Source organism: Micromonospora sp. WMMD712, from assembly GCF_029581295.1.
Lineage (GTDB): Bacteria > Actinomycetota > Actinomycetes > Mycobacteriales > Micromonosporaceae > Micromonospora > Micromonospora carbonacea.
Genome location: NZ_CP120743.1, coordinates 2,047,351 through 2,064,538, shown reverse-complemented (window position 1 = coordinate 2,064,538; position 17,188 = coordinate 2,047,351). Strand labels below are relative to the sequence as shown.

At 73.1% G+C, this 17,188-nt stretch carries 11 protein-coding genes; 2 read left to right on the top strand and 9 right to left on the bottom strand.

What is annotated here, in order from left to right; genetic code table 11:
- Positions 1 to 2 precede the first annotated feature (2 nt).
- The 9 genes from yicI to O7633_RS08460 all read right to left on the bottom strand — a co-directional run bounded on the left by yicI (position 3) and on the right by O7633_RS08460 (position 13,173).
- A complete protein-coding gene (gene yicI, locus O7633_RS08500) occupies positions 3 to 2,240 on the bottom strand; it encodes an alpha-xylosidase (RefSeq protein ID WP_282327218.1) in 2,238 nt (745 codons plus the stop codon).
- Complete coding sequence (locus O7633_RS08495) at positions 2,237 to 3,130, bottom strand: carbohydrate ABC transporter permease (RefSeq protein WP_074474255.1); 894 nt, start codon at positions 3,128 to 3,130, stop codon at positions 2,237 to 2,239. The genes yicI and O7633_RS08495 overlap by 4 nt, the downstream gene beginning before the upstream one ends.
- The gene (locus O7633_RS08490; RefSeq protein ID WP_282327216.1) at positions 3,130 to 4,092 is read right to left on the bottom strand and encodes a sugar ABC transporter permease; all 963 of its coding nucleotides are present in this window, start codon (positions 4,090 to 4,092) and stop codon (positions 3,130 to 3,132) included. The genes O7633_RS08495 and O7633_RS08490 overlap by 1 nt, the downstream gene beginning before the upstream one ends.
- Before the next feature lie 61 nt (positions 4,093 to 4,153).
- Entirely contained in the window at positions 4,154 to 5,458 is a 1,305-nt protein-coding gene (locus O7633_RS08485) for an extracellular solute-binding protein (protein ID WP_282327214.1), read from the bottom strand.
- A 36-nt stretch (positions 5,459 to 5,494) separates the two neighbouring features.
- Complete coding sequence (locus tag O7633_RS08480) at positions 5,495 to 6,616, bottom strand: LacI family DNA-binding transcriptional regulator (protein ID WP_282327212.1); 1,122 nt, start codon at positions 6,614 to 6,616, stop codon at positions 5,495 to 5,497.
- Between the two features lie 215 nt (positions 6,617 to 6,831).
- Positions 6,832 to 7,641, bottom strand: a complete 810-nt coding sequence (locus tag O7633_RS08475; RefSeq protein ID WP_043967692.1) for a metal-dependent hydrolase — start codon at positions 7,639 to 7,641, stop codon at positions 6,832 to 6,834.
- Between the two features lie 221 nt (positions 7,642 to 7,862).
- On the bottom strand, positions 7,863 to 9,656 hold the full coding sequence (locus O7633_RS08470; protein WP_282327208.1) for a serine/threonine-protein kinase: 1,794 nt from the start codon (positions 9,654 to 9,656) through the stop codon (positions 7,863 to 7,865).
- A 79-nt stretch (positions 9,657 to 9,735) separates the two neighbouring features.
- The gene (locus O7633_RS08465) at positions 9,736 to 11,067 is read right to left on the bottom strand and encodes a glycosyltransferase family 4 protein (RefSeq protein ID WP_282327207.1); all 1,332 of its coding nucleotides are present in this window, start codon (positions 11,065 to 11,067) and stop codon (positions 9,736 to 9,738) included.
- A 162-nt stretch (positions 11,068 to 11,229) separates the two neighbouring features.
- Complete coding sequence (locus O7633_RS08460; RefSeq protein WP_278127825.1) at positions 11,230 to 13,173, bottom strand: amylo-alpha-1,6-glucosidase; 1,944 nt, start codon at positions 13,171 to 13,173, stop codon at positions 11,230 to 11,232.
- Positions 13,174 to 13,215: 42 nt separating this feature from the next.
- Here O7633_RS08460 and O7633_RS08455 point away from each other — a divergent pair, with 42 nt between their 5' ends.
- On the top strand, positions 13,216 to 15,960 hold the full coding sequence (locus tag O7633_RS08455; RefSeq protein WP_282327205.1) for a glucosidase: 2,745 nt from the start codon (positions 13,216 to 13,218) through the stop codon (positions 15,958 to 15,960).
- A gap of 64 nt (positions 15,961 to 16,024) precedes the next feature.
- Positions 16,025 to 16,735: an HAD family hydrolase gene (locus O7633_RS08450; protein ID WP_282327203.1), complete on the top strand. Its 711-nt coding sequence runs from the start codon at positions 16,025 to 16,027 to the stop codon at positions 16,733 to 16,735.
- Positions 16,736 to 17,188: the final 453 nt, after the last annotated feature.

The window sequence follows — 17,188 nt, the reverse complement described above, 5'->3', positions numbered from 1 at the left end:
CGTCACCGGTTCGCCTCCGTCCCCACCACGTCGCAGTCGTAGCCGGACGACGCGCCGGCCACCACGTCCACGGCGGCCGTCCCGCCGTCGTACCGTACCTCGAACTCGGCCCCCGGCCCGCCGCCGGGCGACGGGATGCGCACCCGGGTCCGCTGGCCCTCGACGGGCGCGAACAGCCGCAGCCGCACGCCGTCGGCCCACTCGTAGTCGGGCCGGTCGTGCGTCGCGCCGAACGCGATCACCGCACCGGGGCGGGCCAGCACCGGCAGGCTGTCGTAGCCGTGCTTCTCGGTCACCCACGCCGGCCCGGTGAGCTGCGCGCCGCTGACCAGGTTGGTCCAGGTGCCGGCGGGCACGTAGTACGTGACCTCCCCGTCGGCGCTCATCACGGGCGCGACCAGCACGTCGGGGCCGAGCATGTACTGCCGGTCGAGGTAGGCGGCCATCGGGTCGTCGGGGAACTCCACGATCATCGGCCGCATCACCGGCACCCCGTCGCGGTGCGCCTCCTCGGCCGCCGCCGCCAGGTAGGGCATCAGGCTCAGCTTGAGCCGGGTGAAGTGGCGCAGCACCTCCACGGCCTCGTCGTCGTACGCCCACGGCACCCGGTACGAGCCGGAGCCGTGCAGCCGCGAGTGCGAGGAGAGCAGCCCGAACGCGATCCACCGCTTGAACACGGCCGGGTCGGGGGTGCCCTCGAAGCCGCCGATGTCATGGCTCCAGTAGCCGAACCCGGACGCCGACAGCGACAGCCCGCCGCGCAACGACTCGGCCATCGCCACGAACGTCGACTCGCAGTCGCCGCCCCAGTGCACCGGGAACTGCTGCCCGCCGGCCGTGGCCGAGCGGGCGAACACGACCGCCTCGCCGACGCCGCGCTCGGCCTCCAGCAGCTCGAAGACGGCCTTGTTGTAGAGGTAGGCGTAGTAGTTGTGCATCCGCTGCGGGTCGGACCCGTCGTGCCAGACCACCTCGGTGGGGATGCGCTCGCCGAAGTCGGTCTTGAAGCAGTCGACGCCCATGTCGAGCAGCACCTTGAGCTTGCTGTTGAACCAGGCCACCGCGTCGGGGTTGGTGAAGTCGACGAGCGCCATGCCGGCCTGCCACTTGTCCCACTGCCAGACCGACCCGTCGGGGTTGCGCACCAGGTAGCCGGCCTGCCGGCCCTCCTCGAACAGGTACGACCGCTGGGCGATGTACGGGTTGATCCACACGCACACCTTCAGGCCGCGCTCGTGCAGCCGGCGCAGCATCCCCTCCGGGTCGGGGAAGGTCGCCGGGTCCCACACGAAGTCGACCCAGTGGAACTGCCGCATCCAGAAGCAGTCGAAGTGGAACACCGACAGCGGCAGGTCCCGCTCGGCCATCCCGTCGATGAACTCGGTGACGGTCTTCTCGTCGTACGACGTGGTGAACGACGTCGACAGCCACAGCCCGTACGACCAGGCCGGGACGCGGGCCGGGCGGCCGGTGAGGGCGGTGTAGCGGCGCAGCACGTCCTTCGGGGTGGGCCCGTCGATCAGGTAGTAGGTCAGCGACTGCCCCTCGACGCTGAACTGGGCCTGCGAGACGACCTCCGAGCCGACCTCGAACGACACGTGCTCGGGGTGGTCGACGAAGAGGCCGTAGCCGGCGCTGCTGAGATAGAACGGCACGTTCTTGTACGCCTGCTCGCTGGCGGTGCCGCCGTCGGCGTTCCAGATGTCGACGGTCTGGCCGTTCTTGACGAACGGGCCGAACCGCTCGCCGAGGCCGTAGATCGTCTCCCCGACGCCCAGCGCCAGCCGGTCGTGGACGAAGTGCCGGCCCTCGCCGTCGGTGACGACGCCGACGCTGCGCTCGGTGGACGAGGTGACCAGCCGGTCGCCGCGCAGGAAGTCGACCCGCCACCGGTCGACGAGCGTGACGCGGGCGGTCAGCTCGCCGGTGGTCAGGGCGGCGCTGACGCCGGTGACCTCGACGGTGACGGGGTGGTCGTCGCCGGCCGCGAGGGCGAAGCGCGGCTGCTTCGGCAGCCCGCCGCTGTGGTGCCCGACGGTCACGCCGATCACGCCGGGGGCGGGGGAGAAGAACTGCACGGTGACGACCGGGCGGTTGAGGGTGTCGCCCCGCCCGGTGATCTGACCGGTCGGCGCGAAGACGGTGAAGCCGCGTTCGTCCGGCTCCACCGATTCGACTGTGCCGGGGCGCAGCACGGTGACCCCCGGACGCAGTTGCCAGTACCCGTCGGTGAACTTCACTTCTCGGCTCCTACCGTGATGCCGCGGCTCAGCGTGCGCTGGAAGATGAGGAAGAACACGATCGCCGGGACGAGGCTGATCAGCGCCCCGGCGTTGGTGGTGGGGGCGTCCATCAGCCGGTCGCCCTGCAACGACGCGAGGGCCACCGGGATGGTCTGGGTCTGGTTGTCGATGAGCATCACCAGCGGGATCAGGAACTCGTTCCAGGTCCAGATGAAGAAGAAGACCAGCAGCACGGCGAGGGTGGGCCGGACGTTGGGCAGGACGACCCGCCACAGGATCGTCCACTTGCCGGACCCGTCCAGCGCCGCCGCCTCCAGCAGGCTCTTGGGGAACGTGCCGAGCACCGAGGCCAGCAGGTACGTGCCGAACGCGCTCTGGATGACCGTGAAGATGATGATCACGACGAGCCGGGTGTTGTAGAGGCCCACCTCCTTGGCGAAGTAGTAGAGCGGGTAGACCAGGGACTCCTGCGGCAGCATGTTGGCCAGCAGGAACGCCCCGACGATCCACAGCCGGCCCCGGACCCGGCCGATGCCCAGCGCGTACGCGTTGAGCAGCGACACGACGACCGCGAGCACCGCGACCGAGCCGGCGATGAGCGCGGAGTTCCACAGCTTCTGCGGGAAGTCGACCTGCGTCCAGTAGGTGCGCAGGCCCTGGGTGTAGAACTCCGACGGCCAGCTCAGCGGCCCGTCCGTGGAGTATTGCCCGGGCGTCTTGAACGCGTTGAGCAGCATGAACACGAACGGCACCAGCATGAGCACCGCGCCGGCGGTGACCACGGCCAGCACGATCCAGCGGCCGACGCCCCGGTGGTGCCGGTCGGGCACCCGGGCGGCCCGGCCGGTCTTCGCGGGGGCCTCGGCGGGGGTGAGGGTGACGGACATCAGGCGCTCCCGTCCCGTCGCTCGGCGCGGTGCTGCGCGCGGATGAACAGCAGCGCCACCACCACGATGATCAGCGTCAGCACGGTCGAGATCGCCGACCCGTACCCGACCTGGAGTTTCTTGAAGAACGTGTAGTACGCGAAGTACGACGGCACGTTGGTGGCGTTCTCCGGGCCGCCCCGGGTCAGCGCGTAGATCGGGCCGAACACCTTCATCGCGGCGATGGTGCAGGTGAGGGCGACGACGAACGTCTCCGGTCGGATCTGCGGCAGGGTGATCGCCCGGAACCGGCGGGCCCAGCCCGCGCCGTCGATCTCCGCCGCCTCGTACAGCTCGGGGTCGACCCGCTGCAACGCGGCCATGAACACGACCACCGGGTAGCCGATCTGCACCCAGATCATCACGCCCATCACCGCCGGCAGGGCGGTGTCGGGGTCGCCGAGCCAGTCGTGCGTCAGCGCGCCCAGCCCGACGGCGTCGAGCAGCCCGTTGAGGGCCCCGTCGGGGCGCAGGATCCAGCCCCACACGATGCCGGCCACCACGACCGGCAGCACCTGCGGCAGGTAGAACGCGGCCCGCAGCGCGTTGGCGGTGCGCGGCTTGAAGCGCCGCCCGATGGTGTCGAACAGCACCGCCGCGAGCACCAGGCCGACGACGGTGGGCACCACGACCATCGCCACGATCATGGCGAGGGTGTTGCGGAACGACTGCCAGAAGACGGTGTCGTCGAGCAGGCGTTGGTAGTTCTCCAGCCCGACGAACGTCGGGTCGCCGATGCCGGACCAGCGGGTGAGCGAGAGATAGCCGGTGAACAGCAGCGGCCCGCCGATGACCAGCGCGAAGAGCACCGCGCCGGGCAGCAGGTAGAGCCAGTAGCCGGCGTCGCCGCGGCGGCGGCGCGGGCCCCGGCGGCCCTGCGGGTCGGTGTCGCCCCGGGTGACGAGGGCGTCGGTTGCAGCCATGATGGTCCCTCCGGTGCGCCGGCGGGCGCGTCGCGCAGGGCGCGCCCGCCGGGCGTCCTCGTCAGCCGCGCTTGATCTCCGCGACGCCCTCGTCGTACGGCTTGGCGATCGCGTCGAGCACCTGGTCGGGGGACTTCGACTGGTTGATCAGGCCCTGGAAGCCGGAGACCAGCACGTCGTAGTAGCCGGGGACCGGCCAGTCCGGGTAGAAGGCCAGGCCGTCGGTGGTGCTGATCGCGTTGAAGTTCTCGATCAGCTTCTTGTCCTTCGGGTCGGTGATCTTCGACGGGTCGGCGGCCACCGGGACGCCGCCGTTGTTGCCGATCAGGGCCTGGATCTCCGGGCGCATGGTGATGTCGATGAAGTCGTACGCCAGGTCCTTGGCCTTGCTGGTCGCCGGGACCACCCAGATGTTGCCGGACGAGCCGGCGTGCAGCTTGTTGCCGGGGAACAGGAAGCTGTCCCAGTTGGCCTTCATCTCGGCCTTGAACCGGCCGTACCACCAGCTCCCGGAGACGATCATCGGGGTCTTGCCGGCGATGAACGCGGTGCCCATGTCCTCGGCCTTGGCGCTGGCGGTGCCCTTGCCGACGTAGCCCTTCCTCACCCACTCGGCGAACGTGTCCGCGCCGTACTTGAGCGGGTCGGCCTTGAAGTCGACCGGGTTCTTGTAGAGCTGGTAGTTGTCGACGAACGCCCGGTCGGCCCTGGCGAGCGCGAGCTGGTAGAACAGCTGCCCGGCCGGGTACTCGGCGCCGGCGGTGCCCAGCGGGGTGATGCCCTTGGCGACGAACGTGTCCATCGCGGCGGTCAGCTCGTCGAGCGTCGTCGGGACCTTGACCCCGTTCTTGTCGAACAGGTCCTTGTTGTAGTAGACCATCACGTACTCGCCGTAGTTGGGCACGCCGTACCAGTTGCCGGAGCCCATCACGCCCTTGTCGTCGTACTTGGCGGTGGTCTGCAGGCTCGGGCTGAGCGCCTTGTCCCAGCCGCGCTTGGTCGCCTCGGCCGTGAGGTCGGTGAGCAGGCCCTGCTTGGACAGCAGACCGGCGGTGGCGTTGCCCTTGTTGTACTCCATCACGTCCGGGCCATCGGACGAGTTGATGATCATCCCGGCGTTCTGCTGGATCTGCTCGAACGCCTTGCGCTCGAAGCGCACCTCGACGCCCGGGTGCTCCTGCTTGAAGACCTCGATCGCCTTGTCCCACGCGACGCCCATGGCGCTGGTCTCGCCCTCGTAGTGCCAGAGCTTGAGCACCTTCGCGCCGCTGGCGCCCTCGTCGGCGTCGTCACCGCAGGCGGTCAGGGACGCCGCCGCGGCGACGGCGAGGGTCACCGCCGCGACGACTGTGCGGAATCGTTGCATTACCATTCTCCTCGTGAGTATCGAGCCGGTACTCCTCTAGGCCCGTCGTCGCGTGGCAGCGCGGCGACGGGCTGTGTTCCTGCTCGTCGTTCCCGACGCCTCCGGATCGGCCGCGTCGACCGTTCCGGTGGTGTCCCCCGTCGGGCGACCGGGAGGGCCGCTGGATCCGCGGACCTCCAACGTGCACGGCAGCAGCTCCTGGTGGATCGGGGCGCTGTCGAGCTCCAGGTGGCGCAGCAGCGCCTCGACCGCGATGCGTCCCAGCGCCGAGCCGGGCGACGTCATCGCGGTCAGCGCGGGGGTGGCCAGCTCGGCGACCTGCGGCGAGGTGACCATGGAGACGACCGAGACGTCGTCGGGCACGGTGCGGCCCCGCCCGGCCAGCCCGCCGAGGATGCCGAACACGGCCCGCTCGTTCATGGCGAGGACGGCGGTCAGGTCGGGGGCCCGGTCGAACGCCGTCGCCAGGGCCGCCCGCCCGCCCGCCGCGCTGTCCTCGGCGGGGATCATCAGCGGCTCGACGCCGTGCTCGGCCATCGCCGCGGCGAACGCGTCGCGGGTGCGCAGCGCCGGGCCGTAGCCCTCGGCGATGGTCGCGGCGGAGTGGTTGACGTAGACGATCCGCTGGTGGCCGAGGCCGACGAGGTGCGCGACGGCGTCGCGGACGGTGCGGTCGAAGTCGATGTCGACGTACGACAGGCCGGTGGTGTCGCCGGTGCGGCCGATGAGCACCAGCGGCACGCCCGCCTCCCGCAGCACGGCCACCCGGTCGTCGTCGAGCTGCACCTCCATCAGCAGCGCGCCGTCGAGCATCCGCTGGCTGGCCAGCCGCCGCAGGCCGTCGAGATCGTCGGCGTCGACGGGGGAGAGCACCAGGTGGTAGCCCGCCGCGCTGGCCGCCGCGGCGGCGCCGGTGACGAAGGCCGTCTCGGTGGCGCCCAGGCCGCGGTCGTCGATCGGCAGGAGCAGCCCGAGGATGCGGCTGCGCCGGCTGGCCAGCCCCCGGGCCATCGCGTGCGGCTGGTAGTCCAGCTCCGCCATGGCGGCGCGGACCTTGTCGCGGGTGGCCTGGGAGATGGGCCGCGCGCCGGTCAGCACGTACGACACCGTGCTGACGGAGACCCGCGCGAGCCGGGCGACGTCGTGCATCGTGGCCATCGCGCACCTCCCTCGGCGGCCCGGCGGACGGGGTCCCGACCGGCGTCGAAACGCCTAGTCGAAACGGTTAGTCGAAGCGTTTCGACAGACCGTAGGGCACGTGTTACGAGGGCGTCAATAGCCGATGACGAAAACGCGTCGCCGGGCCGACCCGATCCCGGGGGCGGCACAGCGCCGCGCTGCGGGGCAGGGTCGGCCCGGCGACGGGCGCGGCCTCAGATCTCGATGTTGAACTTGCGCAGCACCGACGGGGCGACCAGCCCCACCGCCGCGAGCACGGAGATCGCGGTCAGCACGCCCCGCAGCACGACCACCTCGGTCTTGCTGCCGGTGCGCAGGGCGATGCTGTTCGGCAGGCCGACCATCGTCCACATCCGGCGCTTGATCGGGATCGGCCACAGGATCGGCACCCCGGCCCGGGTGATCATGTCGCCGAGGATGTGCACGAAGCAGCCCACCCCGACGGCCAGCCCGATCAGCGGGTACCCCCGGTCGCCGGGCAGGTTGGCGAACGTGTACCAGGCGGCGGCGGCCGAGGCCAGGGTCACGATCACCCAGCCCGCGCGCTCCGCCCACCGGTCGAACAGCCCGCGCAGGGCCAGCCCGAACATGAAGAACAGGATGCCGACCACGGCCCACTTGCCGTACGCGGCGCAGAGCGCGGTGGTGCCCCAGCCGACCAGCACGGTGAACGGGATCGTGTGGGTCAGGGTGCGGTGGCCGTTGTTGCGGCGCGGGTCCTTGCTCAGCTTGGTCGCGTAGTAGACGCCGAGGGAGATCTTCTCCATCACCTCGGCGACGAACAGGCTGACCACCCCGAACGTGCGGGCCACCGTGGCCCCGCCCTGGTTGCGGGTCACCTTGCCCGACAGGTCGAGGTCGGGGAAGAGCGCCCCACCGGCGCAGACCGCGGTGCCGACGGCGAGGGCCAGCGGCGACTGGTGGTAGTCGGCGAACTGGTCGAGCGCCCAGGAGCCGGTCAGCCACACCGCCGCGCCCGACAGCGCGTGGGACGGTCCCATCATGACGCCTCGCCCTCCCCAGGGTCTTGATCCACAAACTACGCCACTGTGGCAGAGTCCCCGCCGGGGAGCAATCACCTGGATGGTCCACACTGGACGGTGTCGCGGCCGCCCGCGGCGCAGGACGCTCCTGCGCCGGGCCGTTCCGTGATCGTCTGTCGCTCAGCGGCGCGACACGCCGGGGTTCCTCTCGCTGATCAGCAGGCGATCTTGCTCGGGTCGGCTCAGGCCGTGCCGGCGACCCGGAAGCTGGACCGCATCGTCTCCCGATCGGCCGCACCGGCGTCCCACTCCTCCTCGGGGCCGCTCCAGGCCAGCGACCACGAGCGGGCGCCGAACGGGATCAGCTGCGCCCCGCGCAGGCGCGCACCCAGCGGCGCGTCCCAGGCGCACTCCCACTCCGCCCCCCGGCCCGCCGCCTCCGCCAGCCGGATCCTCTCGTACCGGGGGAGGGCCCCCGCCTCCTGCGCCCGGCGCTCGTTCGCGCGTAACTGATCCAGTGGGGCGGCGGCCCGGTCGGCGGCGGGCGCGACGGTCAGGATCCGCCGGGCGGACGGGTCCTGGAAGCAGACCGCGCTCCCGTCCCGGTACTGCCGCCAGCCGGGCGGCACGGCGAGCCGGAACCCGGCCGGGTCGGCGTACCAGGACCAGCCGGACGGCGGGCGCAGCGGGTCGTCCGGTGCCGGCGCGACGGTCGGGGGTGGCACGCCGAACGGGTAGGGCCGCAGGCAGGGGAAGGGCGGGGGCGGCACGCCCGTCACGAGCGGCGGCAGCATCGGCCCGGCCGCCGACGGACCCGGCCCGGCCCCGGGCGTGGCCGGGGGCGACGCTTCGCGGCCGGTGTGGGGGCGGAACAACGCGAAGACGACGGTGTGCGCGACCAGCAGCACGATCACCACGCCGGACACGGCCAGCGGCCAGCGCCGCCCGGCCGGCGCGACGGCGTCCGCCGGACCGGCCGGCGCGATGACGAACGGGACGTCGGCCGACGCGGGGGCGGCGGGGCCGGTTGGCGCGGCCGGCCCCGGCCCGTCCCGCGCCGGGCCCGTCCCCGCCGGTGCGTCGCGCCCCGGCGGCCCGGCCGACCAGCCCGGCACGACCAGCCGGTCCGCGTCGGCGGGCCCGGCCGGGCCGTCCGGCGGGGCCGCGTCCGGCGGGACCACCGTGGCCTGCGGGGCGATCGTGACCGGCGAGGGATCGGCGCCCGGCGCGGCGGCCTGGGCCAGCCGGCGTCGGGTCTCCTCGTGGTCGATGCGCCGCCGTGGGTCCCGGCGCAGCAGGCCGACCAGGACCGGCCGCAGCGGCCCGGCGTGCGGCGCCGGGTCCGGCGGCTGGGTGGCCAGGGCGCTCAGCGTCGCCATCGCGGTGCTGCGGGCGTACGGGGACCTGCCCTCGACGGCCGCGTGCAGGGTCGCGCCGAGCGACCACAGGTCGGCCTCCACGCTGGAGATCCCCTCGGCGGCCCGCTCCGGTGCGACGAACTGCGGGGAGCCGAGCACCAGCCCCGGCCGGGTCATCACCCCGTCGCCGCCGTCGAAGACCGCGAGCCCGAAGTCGGTGAGCATCACCCGCCCGTCGTGGGCGACGAGCACGTTGGCGGGTTTGACGTCGCGGTGCAGCACCCCGGCCTGGTGCGCGGCGCGCAGCGCGGCCAGCAGCGCCAGCCCGACCGCCGCGGCCCGCCGCGGCGGCAGCGGCCCGGAGGTGTCCAGGATGTGCTGCAACGACCGGGACGGCACGTACTCCATGATCAACCACGGGTCGCCGTCGACCGGCACCACGTCGTAGACCCGGACCACGTTGGGATGGTTGAGCCGCGCCGTGGTGCGCGCCTCCCGCAGGGTACGCAGGCGCAACTCGTCGAGCTCGTCGCCGGCCAGCACGGCCGGCGGGACGACCTGCTTGACCGCGACGTCGCGGTGCAGCATCTCGTCCCTGGCACGCCACACCTTGCCCATGCCGCCGCGACCCACGAGGTCGAGCAGGCGGTACCGGCCGCCGATCACTACCTGCTGCACCGTTCTCCTCACCGCTGGCGGACGTACACCATAGCCAGTGGATCGGCAGGGACCAATCGGACGACAGGTCGGCAAGCCCTCAGCAGGCCGCGTGCCCGGCCGCCAGCAGGTTCCCCTCCGGGATGGCGATCCGGGGTCGCCCCGCGCCCAGCCGGCTCGCCGCCCGGCGGGCCTGGAACGAGCCGTGCTCGCGGCGGGCGGCGGCGTAGCTGCTCGCGGTGTGGGCGGCGATGGTCGCCCAGCCGTACCGCTCGCTGACCATCGTCCGGGCCCGGCGGGCCACCCGGCGGGCGAACACCTCGTCGCCGATGAGCCGGTCGACCGCGCCCGCCAGCGCGTCCGGGTCGCTGTGCGGGAACGTCACCCCGGTGACCCCGGGCTCGACGATCTCGGCGAGCCCGCCCGTGGAAGCGACCGCCAGGGGCGCGCCGGCCGCCGCGGCCTCCAGGGCGACCATGCCGAACGGCTCGTAGAGGCTCGGCACCACGGTCGCGTCGGTGGCGGCCAGCATGGCCGGGAGCTGGCTGGAGTCGAGGAAGCCGGCGAAGCGCACCGTGTCGCCCAGGTGCAGCCGCTGCGCCTGCTCCACCAACTCCTGCCGGTACGGGCCGTCGCCGGCGATCACCACCCGCAGCCCCGGGTGCCGCTCGCGCAGGTGGGGCACGGCGTGCATCAGGTGCTGCACGCCCTTCTCGTAGACCAGCCGGCCCGCGTACCCGATGAGGGGGCCGTCGCCGGCGAACCGGGCCCGGGCCGAGGCGACCGCCCGGGGCCGGGCCCGCCAGAGCCGGTCGTCCACCCCGTTGGCCACCACGTCGACCCGGGAGGCCGGCACGTCGAACAGGCGGCTGATCTGGTCGCGCATGTAGCCGGAGCAGGCGATCACCCGGGTCGACTCGCCGCTGATCCAGTGCTCGACGCCGTGGATGGTGCGGTTCATCTCCTGCGGCAGCCAGCCCTGGTGCCGGCCCGCCTCCGTGGCGTGGATCGTGGTCACCAGCGGCAGGTCCAGGTGCTCGGCGAGGGTGATCGCGGTGTGCGCGACGAGCCAGTCGTGGGCGTGGACGACGTCGTAGCTGCCGGATTCGGTGGCGCGCAGGGCGGCGCGGGTGAGGGTGTGGTTGAAGGCCATGGTCCAGGCGAGGAGGCTGCCGGTGGCCAGGGGGAAGGCGACCGGGTCCTCGGCGGCGCGCAGGACACGGACGCCGTCGGCGTACTCCTCCAGGGGCGCGCCGTCGGCGTGGCGGGTGACGACGGTGACCTCGTGGCCGGCGGCGGCCAGGGCGACGGAGAGGGCGTGCACGTGCCGGCCGAGGCCGCCGACGAGCACCGGCGGATATTCCCAGGAGAGGATGAGCACGCGCTGGTGCCTGGCCGGGTTGATGTCGATCACTTCGGCGTCAGGTGACATGCGGCCCCCTTGGAATTGTCTCCGGCGCGCGCGTCGGCCGCACCCGTGGGACGGATGCCGCCGACGCGCCTGGATCTCGGGCCCATCCTGCCCCGGGCCGGAAAACCGGCGGAGACGTCGCCGTTGCCGGGATGTAAAGCGCTACCGGCACACCCGAGAGCGCTACCGGCGCACCCGGCGGGCGCGCAGCACCTCCGCCACCGACCACGCCTGGAACGGGCAGCCCGTCGCCGCGTGCGGGGCCGCGCCGTCGGCCGTCTCGCTGACCGACCCCAGCCCGTGCTCGGTCAGGTGCGCCTCCACGCCGACGAACAGGTCGTCCACCGGCAGCTTCGCCCGGCGGGCCGCGTCGACGTACGGCCCGAGCAGCCACGGCCACACCGTGCCCTGGTGGTAGCCGCCGTCGCGCTCGGCCGGCCCGCCCCGGTGCCGGCCGGTGTAGCCGGGCTGGTCGGGGGCGAGGCTGCGCGGGCCCAGCGGGGTGAGCAGCCCGGCGGCGACCCGGCGCAGCGTCGGCTCGTCCGGCTCCAGCGGCGCGTACGGCAACGACCAGGCCAGGAGCTGGTTGGGGCGCAGCAGGTCGTCGTCGTGGAACGGCGCGCCGCCCAGCGGGTACGCCGGCGCGGGCGCGTCCACCACGTCGTGCAGCCAGCCGACCGGGGACGGGAACCGCGCGGCGAACGACGCGGTGGCCCGGCCGTGCAGCCGCCACAGCTCGGCGGCGTCGCCCCCGGCCAGCTCCGTCAGCTCGGCCAGCCCCGCGAGCCCGTTGACCCACAGCGCGTTGATCTCCACGGGCTTGCCCGTGCGCGGGGTGACCGGCACCCCGTAGACCCGGGCGTCCATCCAGGTCAGCGCCGTGCCCGGGGTGCCGCCCTGGGCGACCAGGCCGTCGGCCGGGTCGACGGCGATGCCGTACCGGGTGCCGGCCAGGTACGCGTCGACGATCCCGCGCAGCGCGGGCAGCAGCTCGTCGCCGAGGTCGGTGTCGCCGGTGACGGTGACGTGCCGGCTCACCGCGTGCAGGAACCACAGGGCGGCGTCGACCGTGTTGTATTCGACCCGCCCGGTGTCGGCCGTGTTGGCGAGCATCCCCTCCGACAGCGTCGCCGCGTAGGCCCGCAGCAGGTCCCGGCCCTCGTCGGCCCGGTTCGCGCACAGGAACAAGCCCTCGTACGAGGTCATGGTGTCCCGCGACCACGCGCCGAACCACGGGTAGCCGGCGACCACGTCCGGGCCGGCGGCGGTGCGCACGACGAACGCGTCGGCGGCCAGCGCGAGGGTGGCCTCGACCGCGTCCGCCGGCTCGGCCCGCGCCACCACCTGCCGGTTGCGCCGCCGCGCCGCCGCGACGACCTCCTCCGCCGGGGGCGGCGGGGCGGCCAGGTCGCCCGCCCAGGCGAGCACCGACACCGTGTCGCCGGGGCGCTCCAGCGCGCCCGAGAACCGCCCGGCGTGCCAGACGTCGTCGTCCGGGTGCAGGCCCCGGGCCGCCTCCTCGCGGTGGTGCACCCCGAGCCACCACTGCCCCTCCGGGGTCCAGTCCGGCCCGGCGAGGCGGAACGCGCCCTCCACCACCGCGCCGCCGTCCACCGGCTCCACCCGGGGGGCGGGGCCGTCGGCGCGCCGCTCGCCGTGCGCGTCGCGCCAGGTGCAGGCCGCCGACAGGTCGAGCCGGACCGGGCCGCCGGACACCAGCCGGTGCACCACCGCCACGCACGAGCGCCCGTACGCCATGGCCAGCTCGCGCTCGATCACCACGTCGCCGACCCGCCACCGCCAGCGCGGCAGCCCGTCGGTCAGGTCGAAGCGCTCCAACAGCTCGAAGCCGCGCGGGTCCACGTCGCCGGAGGACCACTCGTGCGCCCCGAGGCGCAGCCGCGCCCCGGAGGGGAGGACGACCGCCGGATCGAGACTGACCAGTCCCACGTTCCGGGACGCCGGCGTCTGTCCGGCGACCACCAGCAACCCGTGGTAGCGGCGCGTGCGCAGTCCGCTCACGGTCCCCATGGCGTACCCACCCAGGCCGTCCGGGACCAGCCACTCCCTGGTGGCCCCGCCCGTCAGCTCCCCGCACACCTGCGGACCGAAACGAATGTCGATCAACTTTCCTCCAGCGGCGGCGAGGTGTAACACGCCACGACGAGAATGGCCGCTGTGGTGAAGTACCCCGGCGGCACCGAAGATAGGCACGTGATCACCGACGTGCCTCCCTCCCATGCGCCCGCACCCGACGCCGAACGGCTCCGGCTCGCCCAGGCCGACTCGGGGGAGCAGGACTGGCGCGCATGGGGTCCCTATCTGTCCGAGCGGGCGTGGGGGACGGTACGGGAGGACTACAGCGAGCACGGCACGGCGTGGGACTACTTCCCCCACGACCACGCGCGGTCCAGAGCCTACCGCTGGAGCGAGGACGGCATGGCGGGCGTGTGCGACGACCGACAGACGTTCTGCTTCGCCCTCGCCCTGTGGAACGGCCGCGACCCGATCCTCAAGGAGCGGATGTTCGGCCTCGGCGGCGACGGCGGCAACCACGGCGAGGACGCCAAGGAATACTGGTGGTACCTGGACTCCACGCCCACCCACTCGTGGATGCGCTGGCGCTACCACTACCCGCAGGCCGCCTTCCCCTACGACGAGCTGGTCGCCGTCAACGCGCTGCGCGGCCGCGACGACACCGAGTACGAGCTGGTCGACACCGGCATCTTCGACGGCGACCGGTACTGGGCGGTCACCGTCGACTACGCCAAGGCGTCCCCGACCGACATGTGCATCGTGGTGACCGTCGCCAACCGGGGCGACACCGACGAGCGGCTGCACGTGCTGCCGTCGCTGTGGTTCCGCAACACGTGGGCGTGGGGCCTGCCCGGCGGGGACCGGGTGCCCCGGCTCGTCGGCTCCGCCGCCGGGGCCGGCGGCGGCGCCCGGCTCGTCGGCGAGCACTGGGTGCTCGGCCAGATCCTGCTGGAGGGCGACGGCGACCCGGTGCCGCTGCTCTGCGACAACGACACCAACGCCGAGCGGCTCTGGGGGCTGCCCGGCCGCTCGCCGTACCCGAAGGACGGGATCAACGACCACGTGGTCGGCGGCGCGGCCACGGTCAACCCCGAGCGGGAGGGCACCAAGGGGGCGCTGCACTACGTCCTCGACGTGCCGGCCGGCGGGCACCGGCAGATCCGGCTGCGGCTGACCCGCACCGCGCCGCCGCCCGGAGGGACGCCGCCGCCGGCCGCCGACCTGGCCGCCGGCTTCGACGCGGTGGTGTGGGCGCGGCGGGCCGAGGCGAACCGGTTCTTCGACGGCGTCATCCCGGCCGCGGCCACCGCCGACGAGGCCCTCGTCGCCCGGCAGGCCATCGCCGGGCTGATGTGGGGCAAGCAGTTCTACCACTTCGACGTGAAGCGGTGGCTGGAGGGCGACCCCGGCTCCACGCCCCCGGCCGGCCGCCGGCACGGGCGCAACAGCCACTGGTGGCACATGACCAGCTTCGACGTGATCTCCATGCCCGACCCGTGGGAATACCCCTGGTACGCGGCCTGGGACCTGGCCTTCCACTGCGTCAGCATCGCCCGCGTCGACCCCGGGTTCGCCAAGTCCCAGGTGCTGCTCCTGCTCCGCGAGTGGTACCTGCACCCCAACGGGCAGATCCCGGCGTACGAGTGGGCGTTCGGCGACGTGAACCCGCCCGTGCACGCCTGGGCCGCGCTGAGGGTCTTCGAGATCGACGGCTCCCGCGACCACGAGTTCCTGGCCCGCGTCATGCACAAGCTGCTGCTCAACTTCACCTGGTGGGTCAACCGCAAGGACACCGGCGGCAACAACGTCTTCGAGGGCGGCTTCCTCGGGCTGGACAACGTCGGCCCGTTCGACCGCTCGGCGGCGCTGCCGGTGGCCGGCACGCTGGAGCAGTCCGACGGCACGGGCTGGATGGCCATGTACGCGCTCAACCTGCTCGACATCGCCGTCGTGCTCGCCGAACACGACCGCACCTGGGTCGACACGGCCACCAAGTTCTTCGAGCACTTCGCCTACATCGCCGCCGCCGCGTACGACCAGGGGCTCTGGGACGACGAGGACGCGTTCTTCTACGACGTGCTGCGGCTGGCCGACGGCAGCAAGGTGCCGCTGAAGGTCCGCTCGGTGGTGGGGCTGCTGCCGCTGGCGGCGACCACCCGGCTCAGCGCGCGTACGCTGCGCCGGCTGCCCGAACTGGGGGCCCGGCTGCGCTGGTTCCTCACCCACCGCCCCGAGTACGCCGACGTGATCGGCGCCCGCCGCATCGGCCCGGACGGTCGCCAGCAGCGGCTGCTGACCATGGTCGGGCCGGAGAAGATCGTCCGGCTGCTGGCCCGGATGCTCGACGCCGAGGAGTTCCTCTCCGAGTACGGCCTGCGCACGCTCAGCCGCGCCCACCTGGACAAGCCGTTCGCCGTCACCCTCGGCGGGCAGGAGTTCAGCGTCGGCTACGAGCCGGCCGAGTCGACCAGCGGCCTGTTCGGCGGCAACTCCAACTGGCGCGGCCCGATCTGGATGCCGACCAACTTCCTGCTGATCAGCGCCCTGCGCGACTACGCGGCGTTCTTCGGCGACGACCTCCAGGTGGAATATCCGACCCGCTCGGGGGTGAAGCGGACCCTCGACGAGATCGCCGACGACCTCTCCGTCCGGCTGATCTCGCTGTTCACCCGGGACGGCTGGGGGCGGCGGCCCATCTACGGCGCCGCCCAGCTCTTCCAGACCCACCCCGACTGGCGGGACCTGATCAGCTTCCCGGAGTACTTCCACGGCGACAACGGCGCGGGCCTGGGCGCGTGGCACCAGACGGGCTGGACCGCCCTGGTCGCCGACCTGATCCTCACCCTGCGTCACCGGCGGGGGGTCGACCCGGCGTGAAAGGGCGTGCCCGTGCCGCGCCGTCGGCAGTACGGTGTCCCGGGCCAAACGGGAGGGGAGAGGCATGCGACAGGGCACGCCGGGTCGGCGGGACGCGCAGGTGCTGGTCTTCGACGCCGACGACACGCTGTGGGAGAACAACGTCGTCTTCGAGCGGGTCATCGACGACTTCCTCGGCTGGCTGGACCATCCGACGCTGGACCGGGCGCAGATCCGCGCCATCCTCGACGACATCGAGCGGGCCAACGCGGCCGTCCACGGCTACGGCAGCAAGGTCTTCCTGCGTAGCCTCGGCGAGTGCCTGGAGCGGCTGCGCCAGCGGCCCGCCTCCGCCGCGGAGCGCCGGGAGATCGACGCCCTGGCCGAGGCGCTGGTCAACCACCAGGTCGAGCTGATGCCCGGGGTGGCCGAGACGCTCGACGCGCTCGCCGAGCGGCACCGGCTGCTGCTGCTCACCAAGGGCGACCGGGAGGAGCAGCAGCGCAAGCTCGACGCGTCCGGGCTGCTGCACCATTTCCACACCGCGCACATCGTGCGGGAGAAGAACGTCGACACCTACCGGTGGCTCGCCGGGGAGCACGGCTTCGATCCGGGTTCCGCCTGGATGATCGGCAACTCCCCGAAGTCGGACATCCTGCCGGCGCGGGCCGCCGGCATGTGGGCGGTGTTCATCCCCAACGAGAACACCTGGGTGCTGGAGCACGACGACCTCGACCCGACCGACCCGGGCGTGCTGCGGCTGGCCGCGTTCGGCGACCTGCTGCGGCACTTCTGAGCCGCCCGGCCGCCCGACCGGGGCCGCGGGCGCGGTCCCGCGTCGGCCCGACCGGGCCCACGGGCCGCCCGCGCCCGGCGCGGCCACGGGCCGCCCGCCGGACGCACCCGCTCCCGAAGGGGAACAGCGCCCGCGCGGCTGCCCGTGTTACGCCCTCCTGCCGGTTTTCGACATGGTCGACAAACGCCGCCGCGGGCGGTCCCGGCGGCTTGTTCCGCCCGTGCCCCCCTGCCTAACCTGGCCCGGCGTTCGCGGCTCCTCGGGGTGAGTCGGGAACGCGCCGAAGTCCGGCGGTGGCGCACCGTGGAGCTGAGTGCAGGCGGGCCGCGTCGCCATCGGTGGGCCCCGGCGTGGGCGGCGTGTCCCGCCCGCGCGCCCACCGGCGGCGATCCGCTGCCACACCGGACGGCTGGTGGGTCAGGACCGGGGAGTTGCGGACCCGGTCCTGACCGT